Source organism: Clostridium sp. MB05 (genome assembly GCF_046581255.1).
Classification (GTDB): Bacteria; Bacillota; Clostridia; order Clostridiales; family Clostridiaceae; genus Clostridium.
Map to the genome: position 1 here is coordinate 2,396,659 of NZ_CP174370.1, position 19,688 is coordinate 2,416,346.

Genomic DNA, 19,688 nt, shown 5'->3' on the forward strand with positions numbered 1-19,688 from the left:
TATAATAAAAAAAGTATTTTGAAAATTGCTTTAATCTGATTTTCAAAATACTTTTTTATCTATATTATTAAATAATCTATTATTGCTCTTGAAATAATATATAGTGGTAGCCTTGATGTTACTTCAAATTCTTTAATTGATGTTCTAGATTGCTTGTATCCAATTAATGTTACATCTGAATACTCTTCTAAAATACCTTTTCTTACACAGCAACATGTAACCACCCTTGCCCCTGATTTTTTTGCACTTTTAACTGATTCTAATATTTCTTTTGTTTCTGATCTTAATGAAAAAGCAATAACTACATCTTCTCTATCTATTGTTTTACAAATTTTCATCATTATATTAGGATCTACAATTAGAAAGGTATTATAACCTAAAAGTTGAAGCTTTAAATTAAACTCCTGTGCAACTAGCTCTGTAAGACCTCTTGCTAATATGTAAATACGTTTAGATTCTTTAATTATTTTAACTATATTTAAAACATTTGTTATGGAGATATTTTCAATAGTTTTAGTTACTTCTATTAAAGATTTCCCTAGTATTTCATTTACTTTTTTAGAATCATAATTATGCTCTTCCTTAGCTGAAACCTTATATCTTAACTCTGAAAATCCCTCAAACCCACACTTTTTAATTGTTCTTGATACAGTTGCTGGTGAAGTAAAGGATTCCTCTGCGACGTCTACAATAGACATATTAGATAACTTATTTACATTTAAATTTATATAATCAACTACAGATTTTTCTGTAGGGGTAAGCTTCTCAAACAACTCATTGCTAACCTCTATTATCATTTTTATCACCTTACTTAATATATATTTTCTTTAATTATATAATATTTAATATAACTAATACATATAAATCATGTTTTTAACTATTATAAATAATTCTTAAATTGCATAATAATCATTAGTTTGAAGTTATTTTTTAGATTGTTATAATATTTTTTAATTTTTATTATCATTTACGAGTATATTATATAAGTGCAGAATCTATTACAAGTAATTTTAGTAATAGATTCCATAATTATTATTTTAAATATTTATAAAAATCCCCTTCTTTATTTAAAAGCATATCAATATTGCTAAAAGGTATCTTGAATGTAATAAATCCAGCAGAATAAGGTCCTATTTCATATGGAGGATAGTAAATATATAAATTGTTTTCATCTATATAAAAATCTTGATTTTCTGTTATGCCCTTAAACGCATCCTTAAATACATATTCATACTTAGGATCTTTTTTTATCATTTCATCTATTATTTTATTTAATTCATCTTTCCAATTTGAACTTACTTTAAATAAATCTTCTAATTTATAAAAATCACCTGTAATTAAATTTATAGTAGGTGTTTTTCTTGTAGGCATTCCATGAGCTGCACCTAATGGATAATAGTATCCAAGTAAATCTAATGTTAATATATTATTTTTATAGAATAGAATAGTAAAATTTCCATAGTAATCATAAGTTAATACATCTTCACTAGTTATAATTATATTTTCTACTTTTTTATCTTCATCATAAGGTCTAAATAAAGACATCTCTTTTAATTTTAAGTTTATGTTCTCTTCTACCTCTTTACTTTTCAATCCAGTTACACTAGGTATATATATTAAATAATTAATATTAGGTTTATATTTATTAATAAAAATTGAGTAATCTTTACTTAATTTAATTTCTTTATTTGCTTCATATACTATATTTTTATTTTTATCTAAATAATATGGTGAATAATCTATATCTGCATATATTAAATCTCCCTTTAATCTTAATTCTCCACTACCTTCAACTATTGGTAAGTCCTTAACTACTACCCCATTTTTATCTATAAAAAATGTTTTTTTCTCATCTGATGCATATGATAAACCATTAAAAAAACTGCCTACTTCTCTATATATAAATTTTGTTAAAAGTGTTCCACTTGTATCTGCAATAGCATAAATGCTTCTAGTTACGAGTTTATCTTTTCCTATTGGCAAGCCTAATGCTAATTTTTCTTCTCCTAAGTATCTAATGTCATTATATATTTCACCATAAATAGCTTTTCCTAATTTATCAATAACTCCAAATGTCCCATTTGCTTTAAATTCTAAACTAACTATAGCTGCTCCATCATTAAATTTATCAGCATATGCATATTTAGGTGATATAACTATTTCACCCTCTTTATTTATATATCCATAAGGTCCACCTAGAAGTCTAGAAAATGTCATTAAGCCTTCCCCATATGAGCCAACGTACTGATAATTGTAAGTGTTAACCAAATTTCCATTTAAATCTATTAAAGCGAATTCTTCATCCTTAACTTTCACTACGGCAAATCCATCATTAAAATCAGAAGCTTCCATATACTTATATTCGACTATCTCATTCCCATCTAAATCTATATATCCGTATTTATAATTGTTATCAATTTTTTTCTCTATTACAGCACGTCCATTATTATAATTTCCTATATAGTCGTACTTTGCTTCTGTTATTTTATATCCTTTTTCATCTAATACTCCCATTTTTGAATTTTGTACATAAACTGCTCTATTTTCTTTATAAGGATTTATACTTTCATATTTCTCAGTAGATATATAATTTCCTTTTGTATCAATTAGCCTAAAAATACTATCCTCTAAAACTATTGCTACCCCATAATTATTAAAATCGTATGCGATATTGAATTTAAATGGAATTATAATATTTTTATCTTTATTTATATATCCATATCTCTTACCATTTATAGTATTAGTAAGAGCTGGATACAAGTAAAAGTCCCTGTTTTTAATATTTTTCTTTTTATTTTCTTTTTTATGTTTTTTTCTTTTCATATAGCCTCTCAAAAATTTATTAATAATAGCTATTATATTTATATATTTATGTATTAGACACACTATTTTAAATAATACCTCTATAATAGAAATAGGAGATAATTATTCTTATCTCCTACTTCCATTATAAAGATTTAAATAAATCTTTTCTCTTTATAAATTTTCCAAATCCTTTTTTTCCTATAAACTTATTATCTTTGGCTATAATTTCACCTCTTAATATAGTGTATATAGGATATCCTTTTACTTTAATTCCTTCATAAGCCGTATAATCAACATTTGAATGTAACTCGCTATTTGTTATGATTTTTTCTATATTAGGATCAATTATAACTATATCTCCGTCTGCTCCTACTTGTATTGATCCTTTTTTAGGATACAATCCAAATACTTTAGCTGGATTTGTACAGCACACTTCAACAAATTTATTTATAGTGATTTTTCCTTTCATTACTCCCTCTGAAAAAATTAAAGGCATTCTTTCTTCTATTCCTGGAGCTCCATTTGGACATTTTGTAAAATCATCTTTTCCAAGTTGTTTATCCTTACTAAATGAAAATGGACAATGATCTGTTGCTATAGTTTGTATATACCCATTACTAATGCCTTCCCATAAAGAGTTTATATCTTTTTCTTTTCTCAATGGAGGACTCATAATATATTTTAATCCTTCATTATTTTCTAAATCGTATTTGCTATCTTCTAAAACTAGATATTGAGGACATGTCTCAGCATATATATTCTGCCCTCTATCTCTTGCCATTTTTATATAACTTAATCCTAAAGCTGATGATAGATGAACTATATAAAGGGGTGCATCCTCCGCAATAGATGTTAAGTTGATCATTCTATTTACAGCCTCACCTTCCGCTTCTACAGGTCTACTTAATGGATGATACTTAGGAGTCTTTAATCCATTTTTCACATAATGCTCTCTTAAAAGTTTTATACTTCCATGGTTTTCACAATGAACAGTTGTAATTCCTCCAAGGTCTTTAAGTCTATTTAATACCTTTAAAACTTCTTCATCATTAACCATATAATCATATGTTAAATAAACCTTAAAGCTTGGTATCCCTTCTTCATTAACTATCTCTTCCATTTCATTAAGTATTTCTTCATTTACATGCTGTATAACTCCATGAAAACTGTAATCTATTACTGCATTTTTATTAGCATATCCATGATATACATCAACTTGATGTTTTAAATTACATCCCTTTGGTCCAAAACCCATGTGATCAACTATGGTAGTTGTCCCTCCACAAGCTGCTGCTGCTGTTCCTGTGTAAAAATCATCATTTGCAACTGCAATTCCTACATCCAAATTTAAATGAGTATGAACATCTACCCCGCCTGGTAAAACATACTTGCCTTTAGCATCTATTATTTCTTCACTAGATCTATCTATATTTACTCCAATTTCTTTTATAATACCATCCTCAATATATACATCTCCTATATATGTATCACTAGCTGTCACAATTGTCCCGTTTTTTATTAGTAATGACATTGGATTCACTTCTCTTTCTTACATGAATTTATAATATACAATACCGCTTACATTATTTATTATATATTAGCAATGAATATGCCAAATGATATTTGATTACAGTGACTAAATTCCTAGTCTAATTTAATATCATTTTGAGAATTAATTATTATTTTGATAAGCAATAAAGCTTTAGCAATATAAAATATCATTAAAACTTTATTGTAAATAATCAATATTTTTATCTTAATATTGATTGTGCCATTCTTCTATAAGTATGTCTAACTCCTCTTATTGTAACTGAAAGTGCCATTATATTTTCAGGTAAGGCTATTCCAAAAGTTCCACAATCTCCAATATGTTGAATATCAGCTCCCGCCATCTTAGAGTTTAAAGCTATTTGTTCTATTATGCTTTTACTTGAACCTTCTTGTGAAGTTCCTATTGTAGTCATTGCAAGAGCTTCATTTTCATGAATAAGAGTTATTATTTTCTTTGCTAAATCTAAATCATACCCTGGCACAGTTCCTGGTGCTGGAATTAATATAACATCTGCACCACAATCTATAAACCTTTTTATAGCATTTTCATCATATATATTCCCACTACCAGCTCCATGCATTTTTCCAGCTATTATTAAAGTACTATCCCCTAATATTTCCTTAGCAAGCTTTATTCCTTCACAAATAGTATTTTCATTAACACCTGTATTGGGATTTCCAGTTATAACTATATAGTCAAACCCGTATTCCTTAACTCTTTCAAGATTTTCTTTATTTAATCTATATCCTCTTTCATAAGTACTTCCATCTGGTACAGGCTCTAAATTTACGCCTATCATTCTACCAACAAGCTTTCTTACATTCTTTATATAATCTTTGTTAGTTAAATTATACTTAATTTGATCTCCTATTTTAGTAGCTAAGTTATCAATACTTAAAAGTAAATTAGCTCCACCATCAATACCAAAAATAAATGGTTTTTCAAAGTTAAATGTATTTAATGTTATCATATCTGCACCAAAGCTTGCAGCAAGTTCTAAATTAGATACTTCTCTTATATATGGAGTATAACTAATAATAGTTTCTGACATAACAGTTCTACCCTCAGAGTTCTTTATTATATCCTTAAGAGCATTCTTATTTAGTCCTTCAATGTCACTTGTTGTTAATTCAAATATTCTTTTCATTAATCCAACCTCCTAATAATTCCCATATATTCTATTATACAGTATTTTGTTTTTAATAAAAACATTAATCAAAAGGAACATTAATTCTATCTAAATACTATTTAGGAATATGGAGAAAATACATATTATATGCTATCCTAATAAATATAAGGGGGTAAAAATAATGAAAAAACTAATTTTCTTTTTAACTTTATTATTTTCATTAACAATTCCTGTTATTGTATATGCAGACAATAAATATTATTCAATTGATAATTTATTGGTAAATGCAGAGATACAAAGTAATGGAGATATTTTAGTAAATGATGAATTTACTTATACTTTTAATGGAGATTTTAATGGTATCTATTTAAATTTAAATTTAAATGGTTCTAAAGGATATTCAATTTACAATGTAACAATAGAAGATAATGATGGATTATATACTTTAGAAAACAAAGATGATAAATCAAATAATAGCTATGAAATTATAAATACTGGTGATAAAGTTCAAGTAAAAATTTATTCTAAAAGTATCAATGAAAAAAAGAAATTTAAAATTCAGTATTTACTAAACTCTGCTGCTGTAAAGTATGAAGATTTTAGTTCATTAAACTGGAGCTTTTACACTGCCTCAAAAGAACATCCAGTTAATGATATTGAACTAAATATCAATTTGAATTCAACTAATTTTAATGCTAATAATCTGTATTACACAGTTTATGGTGATGGTAGCTTTAGTACTGAAACTACAGAAAATAAAATTAAAATTAATGGAGAAAATTTAACTTCTGATTTAGGTATTGATTTAAGGTTTCAAAAAGAATTTATTACAACACCATCAGTAGACAAACATAATAATACAAATATTATAGACAACAATATGAATAAACATGTAGCAAAAGATTCTTCTAATATGTTATTACCTATACTAATTCCATCTTCATTAATTTTATTAATAGCTTTAACTTTCTATCTTTCAAGCAAACGCTCAAAAAAGATCTTCAATGAAGCTTTAAATGAATATAGATCAAATTTTGTTTTTATAGAAGAGGATGTATTAACTTCTCCTCCTTCTAATTTAAGTCCTACTTTAGTTGCATATTTATATGATAAGAATAATATTCAATGGTCTATAGTTCCTTCTACTCTTATGTATCTTGCAAATAAAGGTTTTTATAAGTTAAGCAGTGATCTATCAGATGAAAATGAACTTGTTAATGTTAAGTTTAAAAGAATAAAGGATAGCTCAAAATGTGAATATTCACATCTAAAAGTATTAATGGATTGGTTTAAGACATATGAAGATAGTAATAATGAATTTTCATTAAACTCTATAAAAACAAAAATTGATGTCAGTAAAAATATAGCTAAAAACTTTCATAATTCCTATTGGGACTTTATAAACGAAATTAGATTAAATGGAAGATCTAACAATTATTATATAAATATTAAAGATAAAGAAGTATTGACTAACGATGCTTATAACGAATATCTTAAGTGGTTTGCTTATAAAAAATATTTATTGTCGCTAATAAATAGTAAAAATATATCTAATATAAAAGAATCAATTATATATGCTTCTGCATTAGGAATAAGTTATTATGATTTGGAGATAGATCCAAAAGACATTAAAGACAACTCTCTTTTTGATAATAATTTTAATACTTCTTTTTATAGTTATTATATGACTAATGCATTTTTATTTAATGAAATACACAATTCAACAAATAATAATTACAACAATAATTCAAACTTTAATAATAGCATGGATTTTAGCAACAATAGTTTTAATGATTTTTCATCTGGAGGAGGTTTCTCTGGTGGTGGTGGCGGAGATTCTGGTGCTTTTTAATATCAATCAAGGAGGTCTATTTTATTAGACTTCCTTTTATATTTTAAATTTTTGTTAGTAAATTCTTAAATAAATCTTAAAAGCCTTCTATTTTTTTAGTTTCTTTTATAATATTAAAGTAAAGTAATATTATATTTTAAAAAGGAGTTTTATTATGAAAAAAAATATACTAAAGCTAATTACAGCTTGTACTGTTGCTCTTTCTTTATTTAGTTTTACTGTACAAGCTCAAAATAAGGAAAGAGTAACTTTTGGTATTGACTTAACAGATGCTCAAGAAGCTCAAATGTTAAAAGAATTTGGAGTTTCAGAAAATGAAGTTAGTATAGATAGAATAACTAATGATGATATAATCAAACAATTAGGTCTAGATCCTAATGATAAATCAAATTATCAAGGAGGATGCTACTCTTCTTCTTACGTTAAACTTACTAATAATGGTGGGATACAAGTAAAATCTAATAATTTAACTGAAGTAACCTCTCTTATGCTTTCAAATGCTCTAGTTACATCTGGAGTAACTAATGCTGAAATTAAAGCAAGTTCACCATTTCCTGTTACAGGAACTTCTGCTTTATCAGGAATATTAAAGGGTTTTGAAAGTGCTAAAGGTGAAGAGTTATCATTAAAAAATAAAAAGACAGCACAAGAAGAAATAGAAACTACTTCAGAGCTTGGAGAAGAAATTGGATATGACGAAGCTGCTAAAGTTATAAATGATGTAAAAACAAAAGTTATAAAAGAAGCACCAAAAAACAGTGAAGAAATTTCTAAAATAGTTGATAATGTTACAAAGAATTATACAGTTCAAATATCAGATGAACAAAAAGAAGAAATAAAAGCTTTAATGGTTAATATAAATGACTTAGATATAGATTACGATAATGTTAAAGATACCTTAAAAAATATAGGTAATCAGATATCAGACGCACTTAAAAAGTCTGGCAAGGATATTCAAGATAGTGGATTTTTTCAAGGTCTTTTTGATGCAATAGGTAATTTTTTCTCTGAAATTTTTAGTTGGATAGAAAGCTTATTTAATAAATAAAAAAACTCCCAAAGGGGAGTTTTTTATTATTTATACTATATCTGCTAACTGAAACCTGATAACTTTACTTAATTCATCTAAACTTAGTTCTACTTGATATCCTATTTTACCAGCACTAAAAATAAATGTTTCAAGCTCCTCAACAGATATATCAATTGTAGTAACGAAAGATTTCTTCATTCCAATAGGTGAACATCCTCCATGAATGTATCCTGTTAATGGCAATAATTCTTTTGATTTTATCATTTCAATAGATTTCTCACCAACACTCTTTGCACCTTTTTTTAAATTTAATTCTTTTTCTACTGGTATTACAAAAACATAATAATTCTTTGATTTTCCAACTGTTACAAGTGTTTTAAAAACCTGATTAGGATCTTCTCCTAATACCTCAGCAACTTCCAATCCACTTATAGCATCAGTATTTGAATAGCAGTAGCTATTATATTTAATTTTCTTTTTATCTAAAATTCTCATTACATTTGTTTTTTCATCCATGTAGTATACCTCCAAATAATATAATTATATCACTTTATATAAATATTACTATTTAAAGCATACCATAAAATAATTTAATAAAAAGATTATCATTTATTGAAATTCAGGAACCACTTTTTTATGATTCATCTATTATTTTTATACTTCTATTTCATAAAAATAGAGTAAAGATAATACTTTACTCTATTCCTTTATATATTATATAATCAAACTAGCTGGTATATAAAATTTAATTTATGTGTTTTAGCGGACCATTAATTAATTAATTTCTATACTGGCTATTTTTACATTTAAAATCATATTATCACCTTTATTACGTAATTCTCTATTTTATTAATCAATGTAATAACATTTTTAATGATTAAACAATTTCCCTTTTAAATATTACTGACCCTTCATCTGACTTTGGAATCCACCCTACTCCTTCATGAGGCTTTGTTAATCCCCCTACTAATTCCCATCCTGCTTCTCCATAATTGTTAAGCTCTTTCTGTAATTCTTCTGAATCACCTAATCCTTTTATGGAGTTTATTTCAATAACTTTGTATTCCCACTTCATAAATCATATGACCTCCTTTCTATTATTAATATTAATACATAAAATATTATTCTACTTTTCAATAGGAAACCACTTTCTTGTTTTGTTTGCAATTTTAACTAAAGTTAACATTACCGGAACTTCAACTAAAACCCCAACTACCGTTGCAAGTGCAGCTCCTGATTGTAAGCCAAAAAGTGAAATTGCTACTGCTACTGCAAGTTCAAAAAAATTACTTGCTCCTATCATTCCAGCTGGTGCTGCAATATTGTGAGGTAGATTCCAAAGCTTTGCCCAAATATATGCAAATCCGAAAATTAAAAAAGTTTGAATTGTAAGCGGAATTGCAATTAATAATATGTGAATTGGATTGTTTAATATAGTATCCCCTTGGAATGAAAATATTATTATTAAAGTTAAAAGTAATCCTACTATAGTTACATTATCAAACTTTTTTAAAAATACATTTTCAAAATAATCCTTCCCCTTGCTTTTAATTACTAAAGTTCTTGTACCAAAACCTAGTACTAAAGGAATTACAACAAATAATACAGTTGATAATATTAGAGTTTCAAATGGTATCGATACATCACTTACACCTAGTAAAAATGCTACTATAGGTGCGAAAGCTACTAAAATAATTAAGTCATTTACTGCTACTTGAACTAGAGTATAAGCTGGATCTCCTTTAGTTAAGTGACTCCATACAAATACCATAGCTGTACAAGGTGCTGCTCCTAATAAAACTGCTCCTGCTAAGTACTCCTTAGCTAACTCAGGTGCAATAATTCCCTTAAATACTACAAATAAGAAAAATGCTCCTATTGCATACATTGTAAATGGCTTTATTAACCAATTTGTCACGCAAGTCACAATAAGTCCTTTTGGCTTTTTTGTAGCATTTAAAATACTTGAAAAATCTATTTTTAACATCATTGGATATATCATAAGCCATATCAAAATAGCTACTGGTATTGATACATTGTAATATTCAAACTTGTTTAATGTTTCAGGAATAATAGGTAAAAATTGACCAACTAATATTCCTACAACTATGCAAGCAGCAACCCATAATGTTAGGTACTTTTCGAAGAATCCCAGTCCCTTTCCTTTATTTTCTTCCCCCATAATTACCTCCTATATTTCATTATCTTTAATTCTTCTTGCTAAATCTTTTACTTTTTCCTCTATAGTTTTTGCGACTTTAATAAATTCTTTATCACTCTTACCAGTAGGATCTTCTAATCCCCAATCCTCAACATGGCTAGCTAATATAACAGGACACACAACATTACATCCCATTTTTATAGCAATATCTACATCTGGTATATCAATAAGTAGTTTAGACTTTTGAGTTTCATTCATATCTACTTTATACAATTCCTTAATTATTCTTACTGCATCTTGATTAATTTCAGGTTTAGTTTCAGTTCCCGCTGAATAACTTTCAAAAACCTCGCTTCCATATAGTTTACCTAATGCTTCTGCCATTTGTGATCTACATGAGTTATGAACACATATAAATGATACCTTCTTTTTCATCTTTAATATCTCCTTCTATTTAATTATTTCTAACAATTTGTCTCCTTTTACTTCTTCTGCTTTCCATTCTATTACTGCAAAGTTTCCATTTGATATTTCATCTACTTTGTTAATCCACTTTATTTCATTGCTAGCTTTAGCTTTTAATATATAATTACTTGTATTAGTTGCATAAAGGCTTGAGTTTATAACCCACCACTTACTATTTATACCTGCTCTGTTTAAATCTTTCTGTAATCTCATAGCCTCATAAACAGGAGTTGTTTCAGCTAAAGTTACAATTATAACTTCTGTATCTTTTTCATTTCTTAGCTTAGGTAAAAGCTTTTTAACTGATTCTGGTATATCCCCTTCTGATCTTTGAATCTCTCTATGATAGCTTTGCGTTGAATCTAGAAGTAATAAGGTATGACCAGTAGGTGCAGTATCTATAACAACAACTTCATTTTCTGACTTTTCAACTATCTCAGCAAAAGCTCTAAAAACTGCAATTTCTTGAGTACAAGGTGATCTTAAATCTTCTTCAATATACTCAATATCAGCGTCACCCATTGTTTCTCTTGCTTTACTTAAAACTTCTTCCTTATACTTTTCTAGTTCTTCTTTTTCATCAATACTACTCAAAGTTATTCCATGACCTTCATCTATAACAAAGTTTAAATGAGCTGCTGGATCTGTTGTCGTTAAGTGAACCTTCTTTCCCTTTTTAGCTAATCCAATTGCTATAGCTGCTGCAATAGTTGTTTTACCTACTCCGCCTTTTCCCATTGTAAAAATAACTTTTTTATTAGTATTGAATAAATTATCTATAACATTATTTAATCTTGGAATAGATGTTGCATTTACTAAATCTGTGCTTACTTTAATATTATTATTTTTCAATAATGATCTTACGTTTTCAAGTCCTGTTATATTATAAGGTCTTAATGGTATTTCGTAAGTGATAAGATTTTTTAATCCTTTTGGAATCTCTTCTAATGCACTTTGTTGTTTATCATATAATGCAGTAGATAATTCATCATCATGACTTTGTAAAACTACATTTATAACTAATATTTGGTTTTTCACGCCTATATCTTTAAGTTCATTTGATGCTCTTTCAGCTTCTTTTAATGGTGATGGTTCTGGTCTTGAAACTAGAATAAGTGTAGTCTTCTTGTCATCAGCTAAATTAGAAACTGCATTTTTATAAACTTCTTTTTTACTTTCAAGTCCTGATAATTGTCCTAAACATGATGCTCCATGAGTATTTTCACTTATAAAATTGCTCCAAGCTGATGGTAACTGAAGCATTCTTAATGTATGGCCAGTTGGAGCAGTATCAAAAATTATATGATCAAACTCATTAGCTGCTTTTTCATCAGTAATAAATGAAGAAAACTCATTAAAAGCAGCAATTTCTACAGTACAAGAACCCGAAAGTTGTTCTTCCATATTATTTAACACAGCTTCTGGTAATTTTCCTCTATATGGCGCTATAACACTTTCTTTATATTCTTCTGCTGCTACTTCAGGATCAAAATTAGCAACTACTAAATTAGGAACATCCTTTATTTGAACTCCTTTATTATTTAACTTTGTATTAAAAACATCTTGAAGATTAGATGCTGGATCTGTACTAATCAACATTATCTTCTTACCTTCATCAGCTAAAGATACTGCTGTTGCACAAGCTGTTGAAGTCTTACCTACTCCACCTTTTCCAGTGAAGAATAAATATTTAGTTAAGTTTATCTCTTTTATATCAAATGCTTTGTACACCTATATCACTCCTTTTAAATTTAACAGCATCCACCTTTACAACAGCAATTGTTAGTTTTTTTAGATTCTGATTTTAATAGCTCCGCAGATATTCCTAATAGAGTATAAAATTCATCGTTAGTAGGATAACTACCTACTTTTACAATCTCACCATCAACCATTGTTACTGGAAGCACATCAACTCCCTTTTTCATTAAAACTTCATTTATTGTTTTGTTATCAACAAATATTTGAGGATTATTTGTTAAGTTATACCTCTCAACTAATATTCCCTTACTGTTTAAGTTATTTATTATTGTAGAAACCCTTAAAAGTTCTGGATTTACAGATGGTCCACAAACTCCTGTGGAACAACACATTGCTGGATCAAAGATAATCATTTTTTTCATAATAATACACACTCCTTTAAATTTTTAATCATTTTTACATACGCATTCCTTTTGCTTACAAATACATTCTTCTGTATCAGTAACTATATTCATTAAATTTAATATTAACCTGTTAGCATTAGTGGTATGTAATTTATAATAATTCCATATGCCTTCTTTCCTCGATAATACTAACCCACATTCAGTTAAAACTTTTATATGATGAGATAATGTAGGTTGAGTGAAATTAAAATTTTCTAGTAAATCACAAGCACATTTTTCACCACAAGATAAAATATCTAGTATTTTTAATCTATTAGGATCTCCTAGTGCTTTAAAAATTTTTGCATTTACTTCATAATTATTATTCATACTAACCCTCCTTATATAGATAACCTTCTATATATTAATATAGAGTATTATCTATATATCGTCAATATATAGCTGATTATTACTTATATTATAAAACCTCATATTGATATATATCTATATAATATGATTTAACATTGACTTTGTTACTATTATATAGTAACAAATTTTAATAACTTAAAATTTATTGTTAAGATTAATAAAATATTATTTTTTATTACTAATATCAAATCTAGATGAAAAACAGAAATAATAACAAAATTTCTTTTTTAAATATGCTATTGTCATCGCCATTTTATCTCGAAATTCATCTCTGAATCCTTTATTAAATTGTAATTTCATACTATTATTTCTATTTATCATTGCGATTTTTTTGTTTAAATTTGTATATAATGTAAAATAATTTACTATCTTAGTAATTTTATGGTAAAATATTACTATAAATAAAATATGTTAATTAAAAATACATACTACATTTTTAATATTTTAAATTCTACTATGGTTTTAACTCTTTAGATATATAAACAAGTTTTTTATTTCTTGTTTTTATATAATTCACTAACTCAAAAGGAGATTGAGATTTATGAAACTACAAAAAGAATTACCAGAAATTTTCGAGACCTTTGGAGAAATAAGAAGAAACTCATTTCTTACAGCCAAAGAACTTAAAGAAAAAGATATTCCTTTAATCGGTGTATTTTGCACATACTTTCCTCAAGAAATAGCTTTAGCTATGGGAGCTTCAACAGTTTCACTATGTGCTTCTTCTGATGAAACCATCCCAGATGCTGAACAGGATTTACCTCGTAATCTATGCCCATTGATTAAATCTAGCTATGGTTTTGGAAAGACAGATAAATGTCCATTTTTCTATTTTTCAGATTTAGTTGTTGGAGAAACTACCTGTGATGGAAAAAAGAAAATGTATGAATATCTTTCAGAGTTTAAACCTGTTCATGTTATGGAATTACCAAACTCTCAAAGTGAAGATGGCTTTAAACTTTGGAAAAATGAAATTATAAGATTGAAAGATACCTTAGAAAATCAATTTAAAACAACTATTAGTGAAGAAAACATAAGAAAAGCTATAAAAATAAAAAATAATGAAAGAAAAGCTCTTAAGGAGTTTTATGAATTAGGAAAGTTAGATCCTGTACCTTTAAAGGGACAAGATATATTTAAAGTTTTAAATGGGACAACCTTCTCTTTTGATAAAGAAGCTATTCCAAATCAATTATATGATTTAATAGAAAAAATTAAATCTGAATATGATAGCAATGAAAAATATGAATCTAAACCTAGAATACTAATTACTGGTTGCCCTTTAGGAGCTGCAACTGAAAAAGTTATAAAAGCTATTGAAGATAATGGTGCATATGTTGTAGCTTTTGAAAATTGTACTGGAGCTAAAGCTGTTGAGGACCTAGTTGATGAAGAAAATCCTGATGTTTATGATGCACTAGCTCGTAAATATTTATCTATTGGATGTTCTTGCATGACTCCTAATCCAAATCGCATAAAGCTTCTTGACAGGATGATTGAAGATTATAAAGTTGATGCTGTTGTAGATGTTATTTTAACAGCTTGCCATACTTATAATATTGAGACACTTTCTATAAAGAGGTTCACAAATAACGAAAAGAAAATTCCATATATGAGTGTTGAAACTGATTTTTCTACTAGTGATATTGGTCAATTGAATACAAGAATGGCTGCCTTTATAGAAATGCTTTAATTTCATAAAGAGGTTATTAATGAATATATATACATTAGGAATAGATTCAGGATCAACATATACAAAGGGAGTTTTATTTGACGGAGATAATATAGTCGCTAAGTATAAAATAAGAACTTCAGCAAAGCCTAAAGAAAGCATTTATAAAGTTTATAATGAATTATACTCAAGTAATGTTAAATATGTAATAACTACAGGTTATGGTAGAGATTTATTATCCGAAACTGACAAAAAAGTCACTGAAATAACATGCCATGCTAGAGGAGCTGCCTTTTTAAATAGTACAACTAGATCTGTTATAGATTTAGGTGGGCAGGACTGTAAAGCTATACAGCTAGATAATTCTTTAAATATAGTAGACTTTATAATGAATGACAAGTGCGCTGCTGGAACTGGTAGGTTTATTGAAGTTATGATGAGAATTCTTGAAGAGGATATAAATAACATAGATTCCTTTGTAAAAGGAAAGAATAAAGTTAACATTTCTAGTATGTGTACTGTTTTCGCTGAAAGTGAAATTATTAGCCTTCTTTCAAAAGATGTTGATAGAGGAGATATCGCATTGGGGATACTTCACTCCATTGCACAAAGAACCGCTAATTTCTCTAGAAAGCTAAATTTGCAAGAAAATATCTTTTTTACTGGTGGACTTGCTAATTCAAAAGCCTTTAAAGAAATTTTAAAAGGGTACTTAAATAAAAATGTTATAACTCACCCATTAAGTCAGTATGCAGGAGCAATTGGTGCTGCAGTTATAGGATATAATAAATATATTAAGCTGATGTAAACAATAAAAAAAGATATTATTTCGTATCTAGTGATGCGAAATAATATCTTATTTATTTTTATGAGTTTACTACTTCTCCTCCATTAACATGGATAGTTTCTCCTGTTATGTATGATGCTCCATTGCATGCCAAAAAGACATAACTTTCTGCTAATTCCACTGGTTGTGCAGCTCTTTTCATCGGTGTTTTACTGCCAAAATTTGAAACTTCATTTATACCGAAAGAAGATGGAATAAGAGGTGTCCATACTGGACCTGGTGCAACTGCATTTACTCTAATTCCTTTATCTGCTAAGTTTAATGCTAATGATCTTGTAAATGTTGTTAAAGCACCTTTAGTCATTGAGTAATCTATTAAAGTCTTATGTCCATGATAAGCAGTAACTGACGTAGTATTAATAATACAATCTCCAACCTTTAAGTGATTTAAAACTTCTTTTGTTATATAAAAAGCTCCAAATACATTTGTTTTAAATGTCCTTTCAAGCTGATCTTTAGTAATTTCATTTAAAGTATTACATACATGTTGTTCTGCTGAATTATTAACTAGTATATTAATAGTATTAAATTTACTTATTACAGAATTTACAGCTGAGATGCAGAAAGCTTCATCTCCTATATCACCCTTTATTAACAGACATTCTCCATTACTATCTTCAATTAATTTTTTGGTTTCATTTGCATCATTGTCTTCATTTAAATAAATTATAGCTATTTTTGCACCTTCTGTAGCATAAGCTAATGCTACAGCTCTTCCTATTCCACTATCTCCACCTGTGATTATTGCTACTTTATCCTTTAATCTATTAGATACTGTACTATATCCCTCTGCTTTGTATATTGGTTTAGGATTCATATTTCCTTCTATTCCAGGTTGAACAATTTGATGTTGAGGAGGAAACTCCTTAGGAAAATTATTATTCATTTGACTTCTCCTTAATATTGAAATTATTATTTTCAGACTTAGCATTATCTAGACTTTCTAAAAAATTAGTTTTATTAACTATATTTTCTTCGAAATTTTCAACAGCATTTTTAGTAAAGTTACCAACCTTATGCATATTTCCATAAGTTTTTTCCATATCAATTACTCCTTTCAGTAAATATATATCTATATTTTTTGTTATTTAATATAAAATATACTTTTTATTAAATTTAAAATCTTCATATATTTATTAAGCAGTGATATAATATTTTTATAATTTCCTAAAGAATAAAAATTACTAGAGGTGGAAACGTATGCATTTAAAAGAAATTGAGAAGGCTAAAGAAAATATTAAAGATGTAATTAACAAGACTCCAATTTTATACAGTCCAATTTTTTCAAAAATTTCAAATTGTTCTGTTTATATGAAATGTGAAAACTTACAGATTACAGGAGCTTATAAAATAAGAGGAGCTCTTAATAAAATACGCTCATTAAATGAAGATGAAAAAAATAAAGGAGTTGTATGCTCATCTGCTGGAAACCATGCTCAAGGTGTAGCCTATGCTGCTAAACTTTTAGGTGTTAACTCTACTATAGTTATGCCGGAAACTACCCCTTACTTAAAAGTTCAATCTACAAGAGATTTAGGTGGTAAAGTTGTACTTCATGGTTCTTGCTATGATGATGCTTTTATAAAAGCTAAAAGTATTGAAGAAAACAATAATTCAGTATTTATTCATCCTTTTAATGATATGAAAGTAATATACGGTCAAGGAACTATAGCTTTAGAAATACTGGAAGAAATTAAAGATGTTGATATAATATTATGTCCTATTGGTGGAGGTGGATTAATAAGTGGTATATCATTAGCTGCAAAAGAAATTAATCCATCAATAAAAGTAATAGGTGTTCAAGCTGAAGGTGCAAATGCAATGGAATTAAGCTTTAAAAGCGGCTCTCTAATTTCATTAAATTCAGTTAATACAATTGCTGATGGAATAGCAGTTAAAAGCCCTGGAGATTTAACTTATAACATAATAAAAGAATATGTTGATGATATTATTACAGTTTCAGATCAGGACATAGCAGAGGCTTTTTTAATATTGTGCGAAAGGCATAAATTATTGGCTGAAGCTTCCGGTGCCGCTTCTCTTGCTGCTCTAAAAAAACTTAATATTGAAAATAAAAAAGTAGTCTCTATAATTAGTGGTGGAAATATAGATATGTTAACTATTTCATCTTTAATTAATGATGGATTAGTTGAAAGAGGAAGGTTATTTTGCTTTTCAGTAGAGCTTCCAGATACTCCAGGTCAATTAGTTGAGATATCTAGAATACTTTCTGAATTAAATGCAAATGTTGTTCAACTTGAACATAATCACTTTAAAGCTCTAAATAGAATAAAAAATGTATTAGTAGAAGTTACTGTTGAAACTAATGGATTTGAACATATAAATTTAATTAAAGAATACTTTACAAATATGGGTTTTAAAATAAATCAAATGTATTAAGGCATCTTCAAAAAATAAAAATAACTTAGATACTTAAATTGGTACTCTAAGTTATTTTTATTTTATTCTCTAATTAAATTTATTGCTAAATAGGAAAAAACATTTACTGTATTTCCTAATATATCCTCATCAAAATTAAACTTAGGACTATGAAGTGGATAAATTATATTTTTAGATATATTTCTAGTTCCAACGTATATAAATAATGATGGCACCCTTGAACTAATATAACAAAAATCCTCACCTGTCATTGATCCATGCTTTAAAATATTAACTTTATAATTTGTTTTATTTAATATTTCATTAGCTTTATAAATTAAATTTTCATCATTTATAACTGCTTTAATTGGTTTTAAAGATGTCAATTTATACTTTGCTCCTTGACTTAACGCTATTCCTTTTGTTAAATCTTCTAATAATTTAGTCATCTCTATAACCTTATCATAACTTTCTGCTCTAATTGTTCCTTCCATTAAAACTTTATCTGGGATTACATTATAAGCTCCTTCCCCTATAAACTTACCTATAGTCAAAACTGCATTACTAAATGGTGATGTATGTCTACTTATTATTTGCTGACTAGTCATATAAATTTGATTTGCGATTGCTATTGGATCAATAGTTTTATGCGGCTCTGCTCCATGTCCACCTTTTCCTTCTATTTCTAAAATGAACTTATTAGCTGCAGCCATTGCACTTCCATTTACAATTCCATATTCTCCTGAATTTAACTCTGGCCATATATGACCTGCAATTGCAAAATCTACTTTTGGTGGTAAATTTAATATATCTATAGTTTTTAGTAATTCCTCTGCTCCACCAACTTCTTCTTCTGCTGGTTGAAATAATATTTTTATATTACCACTTATTTTATCTTTTAACTTATTTAATACATATGCAACTCCTAACATCCATGTTACATGACCATCATGTCCACAAGCATGCATGACTCCTCTTTTTAATGACTTATAGTCACAATTATTCATTTCTTCAATTGGCAATGCATCCATATCGGCTCTTAAAAGTATAGTTTTCCCAGGATTTTTTCCTCTTATTATTGCTAAAATAGTGGTTTTATAAATATTATTACTAATTTCCTCTATTCCAAACTCTCTTAATTTTTCATATATATATTTACTAGTTTCATATTCCTTTAAAGATAATTCAGGATTAGAATGTAGTTTCCTTCTAATATTAGTCAATTCTTCTTTTATTTCATCTACGATATTTTTTATTTCTTCTTGCATTAATACACCTCCCTCAAA

19 protein-coding genes are annotated in these 19,688 nt (G+C 27.5%); 5 read left to right on the forward strand and 14 right to left on the reverse strand.

Features of this window, described 5'->3' with window-relative positions:
* Window positions 1–59: 59 nt before the first annotated feature.
* From ACH36K_RS11140 to ACH36K_RS11155, 4 genes are all read right to left on the reverse strand, one after another.
* Entirely contained in the window at window positions 60–797 is a 738-nt protein-coding gene (locus tag ACH36K_RS11140; RefSeq protein ID WP_411167701.1) for a MurR/RpiR family transcriptional regulator, read from the reverse strand.
* Between the two features lie 235 nt (window positions 798–1,032).
* The gene (locus ACH36K_RS11145; RefSeq protein ID WP_411167702.1) at window positions 1,033–2,823 is read right to left on the reverse strand and encodes a WG repeat-containing protein; all 1,791 of its coding nucleotides are present in this window, start codon (window positions 2,821–2,823) and stop codon (window positions 1,033–1,035) included.
* Window positions 2,824–2,947: 124 nt separating this feature from the next.
* A complete protein-coding gene (hydA, locus tag ACH36K_RS11150) occupies window positions 2,948–4,336 on the reverse strand; it encodes a dihydropyrimidinase (protein WP_411167703.1) in 1,389 nt (462 codons plus the stop codon).
* A gap of 220 nt (window positions 4,337–4,556) precedes the next feature.
* Window positions 4,557–5,504, reverse strand: coding sequence for a hypothetical protein (locus ACH36K_RS11155; protein ID WP_411167704.1), 948 nt, complete (start codon window positions 5,502–5,504; stop codon window positions 4,557–4,559).
* A gap of 163 nt (window positions 5,505–5,667) precedes the next feature.
* Here ACH36K_RS11155 and ACH36K_RS11160 point away from each other — a divergent pair, with 163 nt between their 5' ends.
* Both ACH36K_RS11160 and ACH36K_RS11165 read left to right on the forward strand, forming a co-directional pair.
* Window positions 5,668–7,338, forward strand: coding sequence for a DUF2207 domain-containing protein (locus tag ACH36K_RS11160; protein WP_411167705.1), 1,671 nt, complete (start codon window positions 5,668–5,670; stop codon window positions 7,336–7,338).
* Between the two features lie 154 nt (window positions 7,339–7,492).
* The gene (locus tag ACH36K_RS11165; protein ID WP_411167706.1) at window positions 7,493–8,386 is read left to right on the forward strand and encodes a DUF1002 domain-containing protein; all 894 of its coding nucleotides are present in this window, start codon (window positions 7,493–7,495) and stop codon (window positions 8,384–8,386) included.
* A gap of 30 nt (window positions 8,387–8,416) precedes the next feature.
* On the opposite strand, the gene ybaK is transcribed toward ACH36K_RS11165, so the two are convergent.
* From ybaK to ACH36K_RS11200, 7 genes are all read right to left on the reverse strand, one after another.
* Entirely contained in the window at window positions 8,417–8,884 is a 468-nt protein-coding gene (gene ybaK, locus ACH36K_RS11170) for a Cys-tRNA(Pro) deacylase (RefSeq protein ID WP_411167707.1), read from the reverse strand.
* Between the two features lie 361 nt (window positions 8,885–9,245).
* The gene (locus ACH36K_RS11175; RefSeq protein WP_411167708.1) at window positions 9,246–9,443 is read right to left on the reverse strand and encodes a DUF4177 domain-containing protein; all 198 of its coding nucleotides are present in this window, start codon (window positions 9,441–9,443) and stop codon (window positions 9,246–9,248) included.
* Window positions 9,444–9,494: 51 nt separating this feature from the next.
* The gene (gene arsB / locus ACH36K_RS11180) at window positions 9,495–10,550 is read right to left on the reverse strand and encodes an ACR3 family arsenite efflux transporter (RefSeq protein WP_411167709.1); all 1,056 of its coding nucleotides are present in this window, start codon (window positions 10,548–10,550) and stop codon (window positions 9,495–9,497) included.
* 9 nt (window positions 10,551–10,559) lie between these two features.
* Window positions 10,560–10,964, reverse strand: a complete 405-nt coding sequence (locus ACH36K_RS11185) for an arsenate reductase ArsC (RefSeq protein ID WP_322459134.1) — start codon at window positions 10,962–10,964, stop codon at window positions 10,560–10,562.
* 15 nt (window positions 10,965–10,979) lie between these two features.
* The gene (gene arsA / locus ACH36K_RS11190) at window positions 10,980–12,725 is read right to left on the reverse strand and encodes an arsenical pump-driving ATPase (protein ID WP_411167710.1); all 1,746 of its coding nucleotides are present in this window, start codon (window positions 12,723–12,725) and stop codon (window positions 10,980–10,982) included.
* Between the two features lie 20 nt (window positions 12,726–12,745).
* A complete protein-coding gene (gene arsD / locus ACH36K_RS11195; protein WP_411167711.1) occupies window positions 12,746–13,114 on the reverse strand; it encodes an arsenite efflux transporter metallochaperone ArsD in 369 nt (122 codons plus the stop codon).
* A gap of 24 nt (window positions 13,115–13,138) precedes the next feature.
* Window positions 13,139–13,465 carry an ArsR/SmtB family transcription factor gene (locus ACH36K_RS11200; RefSeq protein WP_411167712.1) on the reverse strand — a complete coding sequence of 109 codons (327 nt, stop codon included), beginning with the start codon at window positions 13,463–13,465 and terminating at the stop codon, window positions 13,139–13,141.
* 580 nt (window positions 13,466–14,045) lie between these two features.
* Here ACH36K_RS11200 and ACH36K_RS11205 point away from each other — a divergent pair.
* Both ACH36K_RS11205 and ACH36K_RS11210 read left to right on the forward strand, forming a co-directional pair.
* Window positions 14,046–15,197, forward strand: coding sequence for a double-cubane-cluster-containing anaerobic reductase (locus tag ACH36K_RS11205; RefSeq protein WP_411167713.1), 1,152 nt, complete (start codon window positions 14,046–14,048; stop codon window positions 15,195–15,197).
* Between the two features lie 19 nt (window positions 15,198–15,216).
* Window positions 15,217–15,984 (forward strand): acyl-CoA dehydratase activase, encoded by a 768-nt coding sequence (locus ACH36K_RS11210; protein ID WP_411167714.1) that lies wholly within the window; start codon window positions 15,217–15,219, stop codon window positions 15,982–15,984.
* 58 nt (window positions 15,985–16,042) lie between these two features.
* On the opposite strand, the gene ACH36K_RS11215 is transcribed toward ACH36K_RS11210, so the two are convergent.
* Both ACH36K_RS11215 and ACH36K_RS11220 read right to left on the reverse strand, forming a co-directional pair.
* Window positions 16,043–16,909, reverse strand: a complete 867-nt coding sequence (locus ACH36K_RS11215) for an SDR family oxidoreductase (protein WP_411167715.1) — start codon at window positions 16,907–16,909, stop codon at window positions 16,043–16,045.
* Window positions 16,902–17,066, reverse strand: a complete 165-nt coding sequence (locus tag ACH36K_RS11220) for a hypothetical protein (RefSeq protein ID WP_411167716.1) — start codon at window positions 17,064–17,066, stop codon at window positions 16,902–16,904. The genes ACH36K_RS11215 and ACH36K_RS11220 overlap by 8 nt, the downstream gene beginning before the upstream one ends.
* A gap of 157 nt (window positions 17,067–17,223) precedes the next feature.
* Here ACH36K_RS11220 and ilvA point away from each other — a divergent pair, with 157 nt between their 5' ends.
* Entirely contained in the window at window positions 17,224–18,423 is a 1,200-nt protein-coding gene (gene ilvA / locus ACH36K_RS11225; RefSeq protein ID WP_411167717.1) for a threonine ammonia-lyase, read from the forward strand.
* 62 nt (window positions 18,424–18,485) lie between these two features.
* Here ilvA and ACH36K_RS11230 read toward each other — a convergent pair whose 3' ends face one another.
* Window positions 18,486–19,670 (reverse strand): M20 metallopeptidase family protein, encoded by a 1,185-nt coding sequence (locus ACH36K_RS11230; RefSeq protein WP_411167718.1) that lies wholly within the window; start codon window positions 19,668–19,670, stop codon window positions 18,486–18,488.
* Window positions 19,671–19,688: the final 18 nt, after the last annotated feature.

Bases quoted from the DNA above. Each gene is read 5' to 3' on its own strand.
- ACH36K_RS11140 (WP_411167701.1), bottom strand. From the start codon at position 797: ATGATAATAGAGGTTAGCAATGAGTTGTTTGAGAAGCTTACCCCTACA.
- ACH36K_RS11145 (WP_411167702.1), bottom strand. From the start codon at position 2,823: ATGAAAAGAAAAAAACATAAAAAAGAAAATAAAAAGAAAAATATTAAA.
- hydA (WP_411167703.1), bottom strand. From the start codon at position 4,336: ATGTCATTACTAATAAAAAACGGGACAATTGTGACAGCTAGTGATACA.
- ACH36K_RS11155 (WP_411167704.1), bottom strand. From the start codon at position 5,504: ATGAAAAGAATATTTGAATTAACAACAAGTGACATTGAAGGACTAAAT.
- ACH36K_RS11160 (WP_411167705.1), top strand. From the start codon at position 5,668: ATGAAAAAACTAATTTTCTTTTTAACTTTATTATTTTCATTAACAATT.
- ACH36K_RS11165 (WP_411167706.1), top strand. From the start codon at position 7,493: ATGAAAAAAAATATACTAAAGCTAATTACAGCTTGTACTGTTGCTCTT.
- ybaK (WP_411167707.1), bottom strand. From the start codon at position 8,884: ATGGATGAAAAAACAAATGTAATGAGAATTTTAGATAAAAAGAAAATT.
- ACH36K_RS11175 (WP_411167708.1), bottom strand. From the start codon at position 9,443: ATGAAGTGGGAATACAAAGTTATTGAAATAAACTCCATAAAAGGATTA.
- arsB (WP_411167709.1), bottom strand. From the start codon at position 10,550: ATGGGGGAAGAAAATAAAGGAAAGGGACTGGGATTCTTCGAAAAGTAC.
- ACH36K_RS11185 (WP_322459134.1), bottom strand. From the start codon at position 10,964: ATGAAAAAGAAGGTATCATTTATATGTGTTCATAACTCATGTAGATCA.
- arsD (WP_411167711.1), bottom strand. From the start codon at position 13,114: ATGAAAAAAATGATTATCTTTGATCCAGCAATGTGTTGTTCCACAGGA.
- ACH36K_RS11200 (WP_411167712.1), bottom strand. From the start codon at position 13,465: ATGAATAATAATTATGAAGTAAATGCAAAAATTTTTAAAGCACTAGGA.
- ACH36K_RS11205 (WP_411167713.1), top strand. From the start codon at position 14,046: ATGAAACTACAAAAAGAATTACCAGAAATTTTCGAGACCTTTGGAGAA.
- ACH36K_RS11210 (WP_411167714.1), top strand. From the start codon at position 15,217: ATGAATATATATACATTAGGAATAGATTCAGGATCAACATATACAAAG.
- ACH36K_RS11215 (WP_411167715.1), bottom strand. From the start codon at position 16,909: ATGAATAATAATTTTCCTAAGGAGTTTCCTCCTCAACATCAAATTGTT.
- ACH36K_RS11220 (WP_411167716.1), bottom strand. From the start codon at position 17,066: ATGGAAAAAACTTATGGAAATATGCATAAGGTTGGTAACTTTACTAAA.
- ilvA (WP_411167717.1), top strand. From the start codon at position 17,224: ATGCATTTAAAAGAAATTGAGAAGGCTAAAGAAAATATTAAAGATGTA.
- ACH36K_RS11230 (WP_411167718.1), bottom strand. From the start codon at position 19,670: ATGCAAGAAGAAATAAAAAATATCGTAGATGAAATAAAAGAAGAATTG.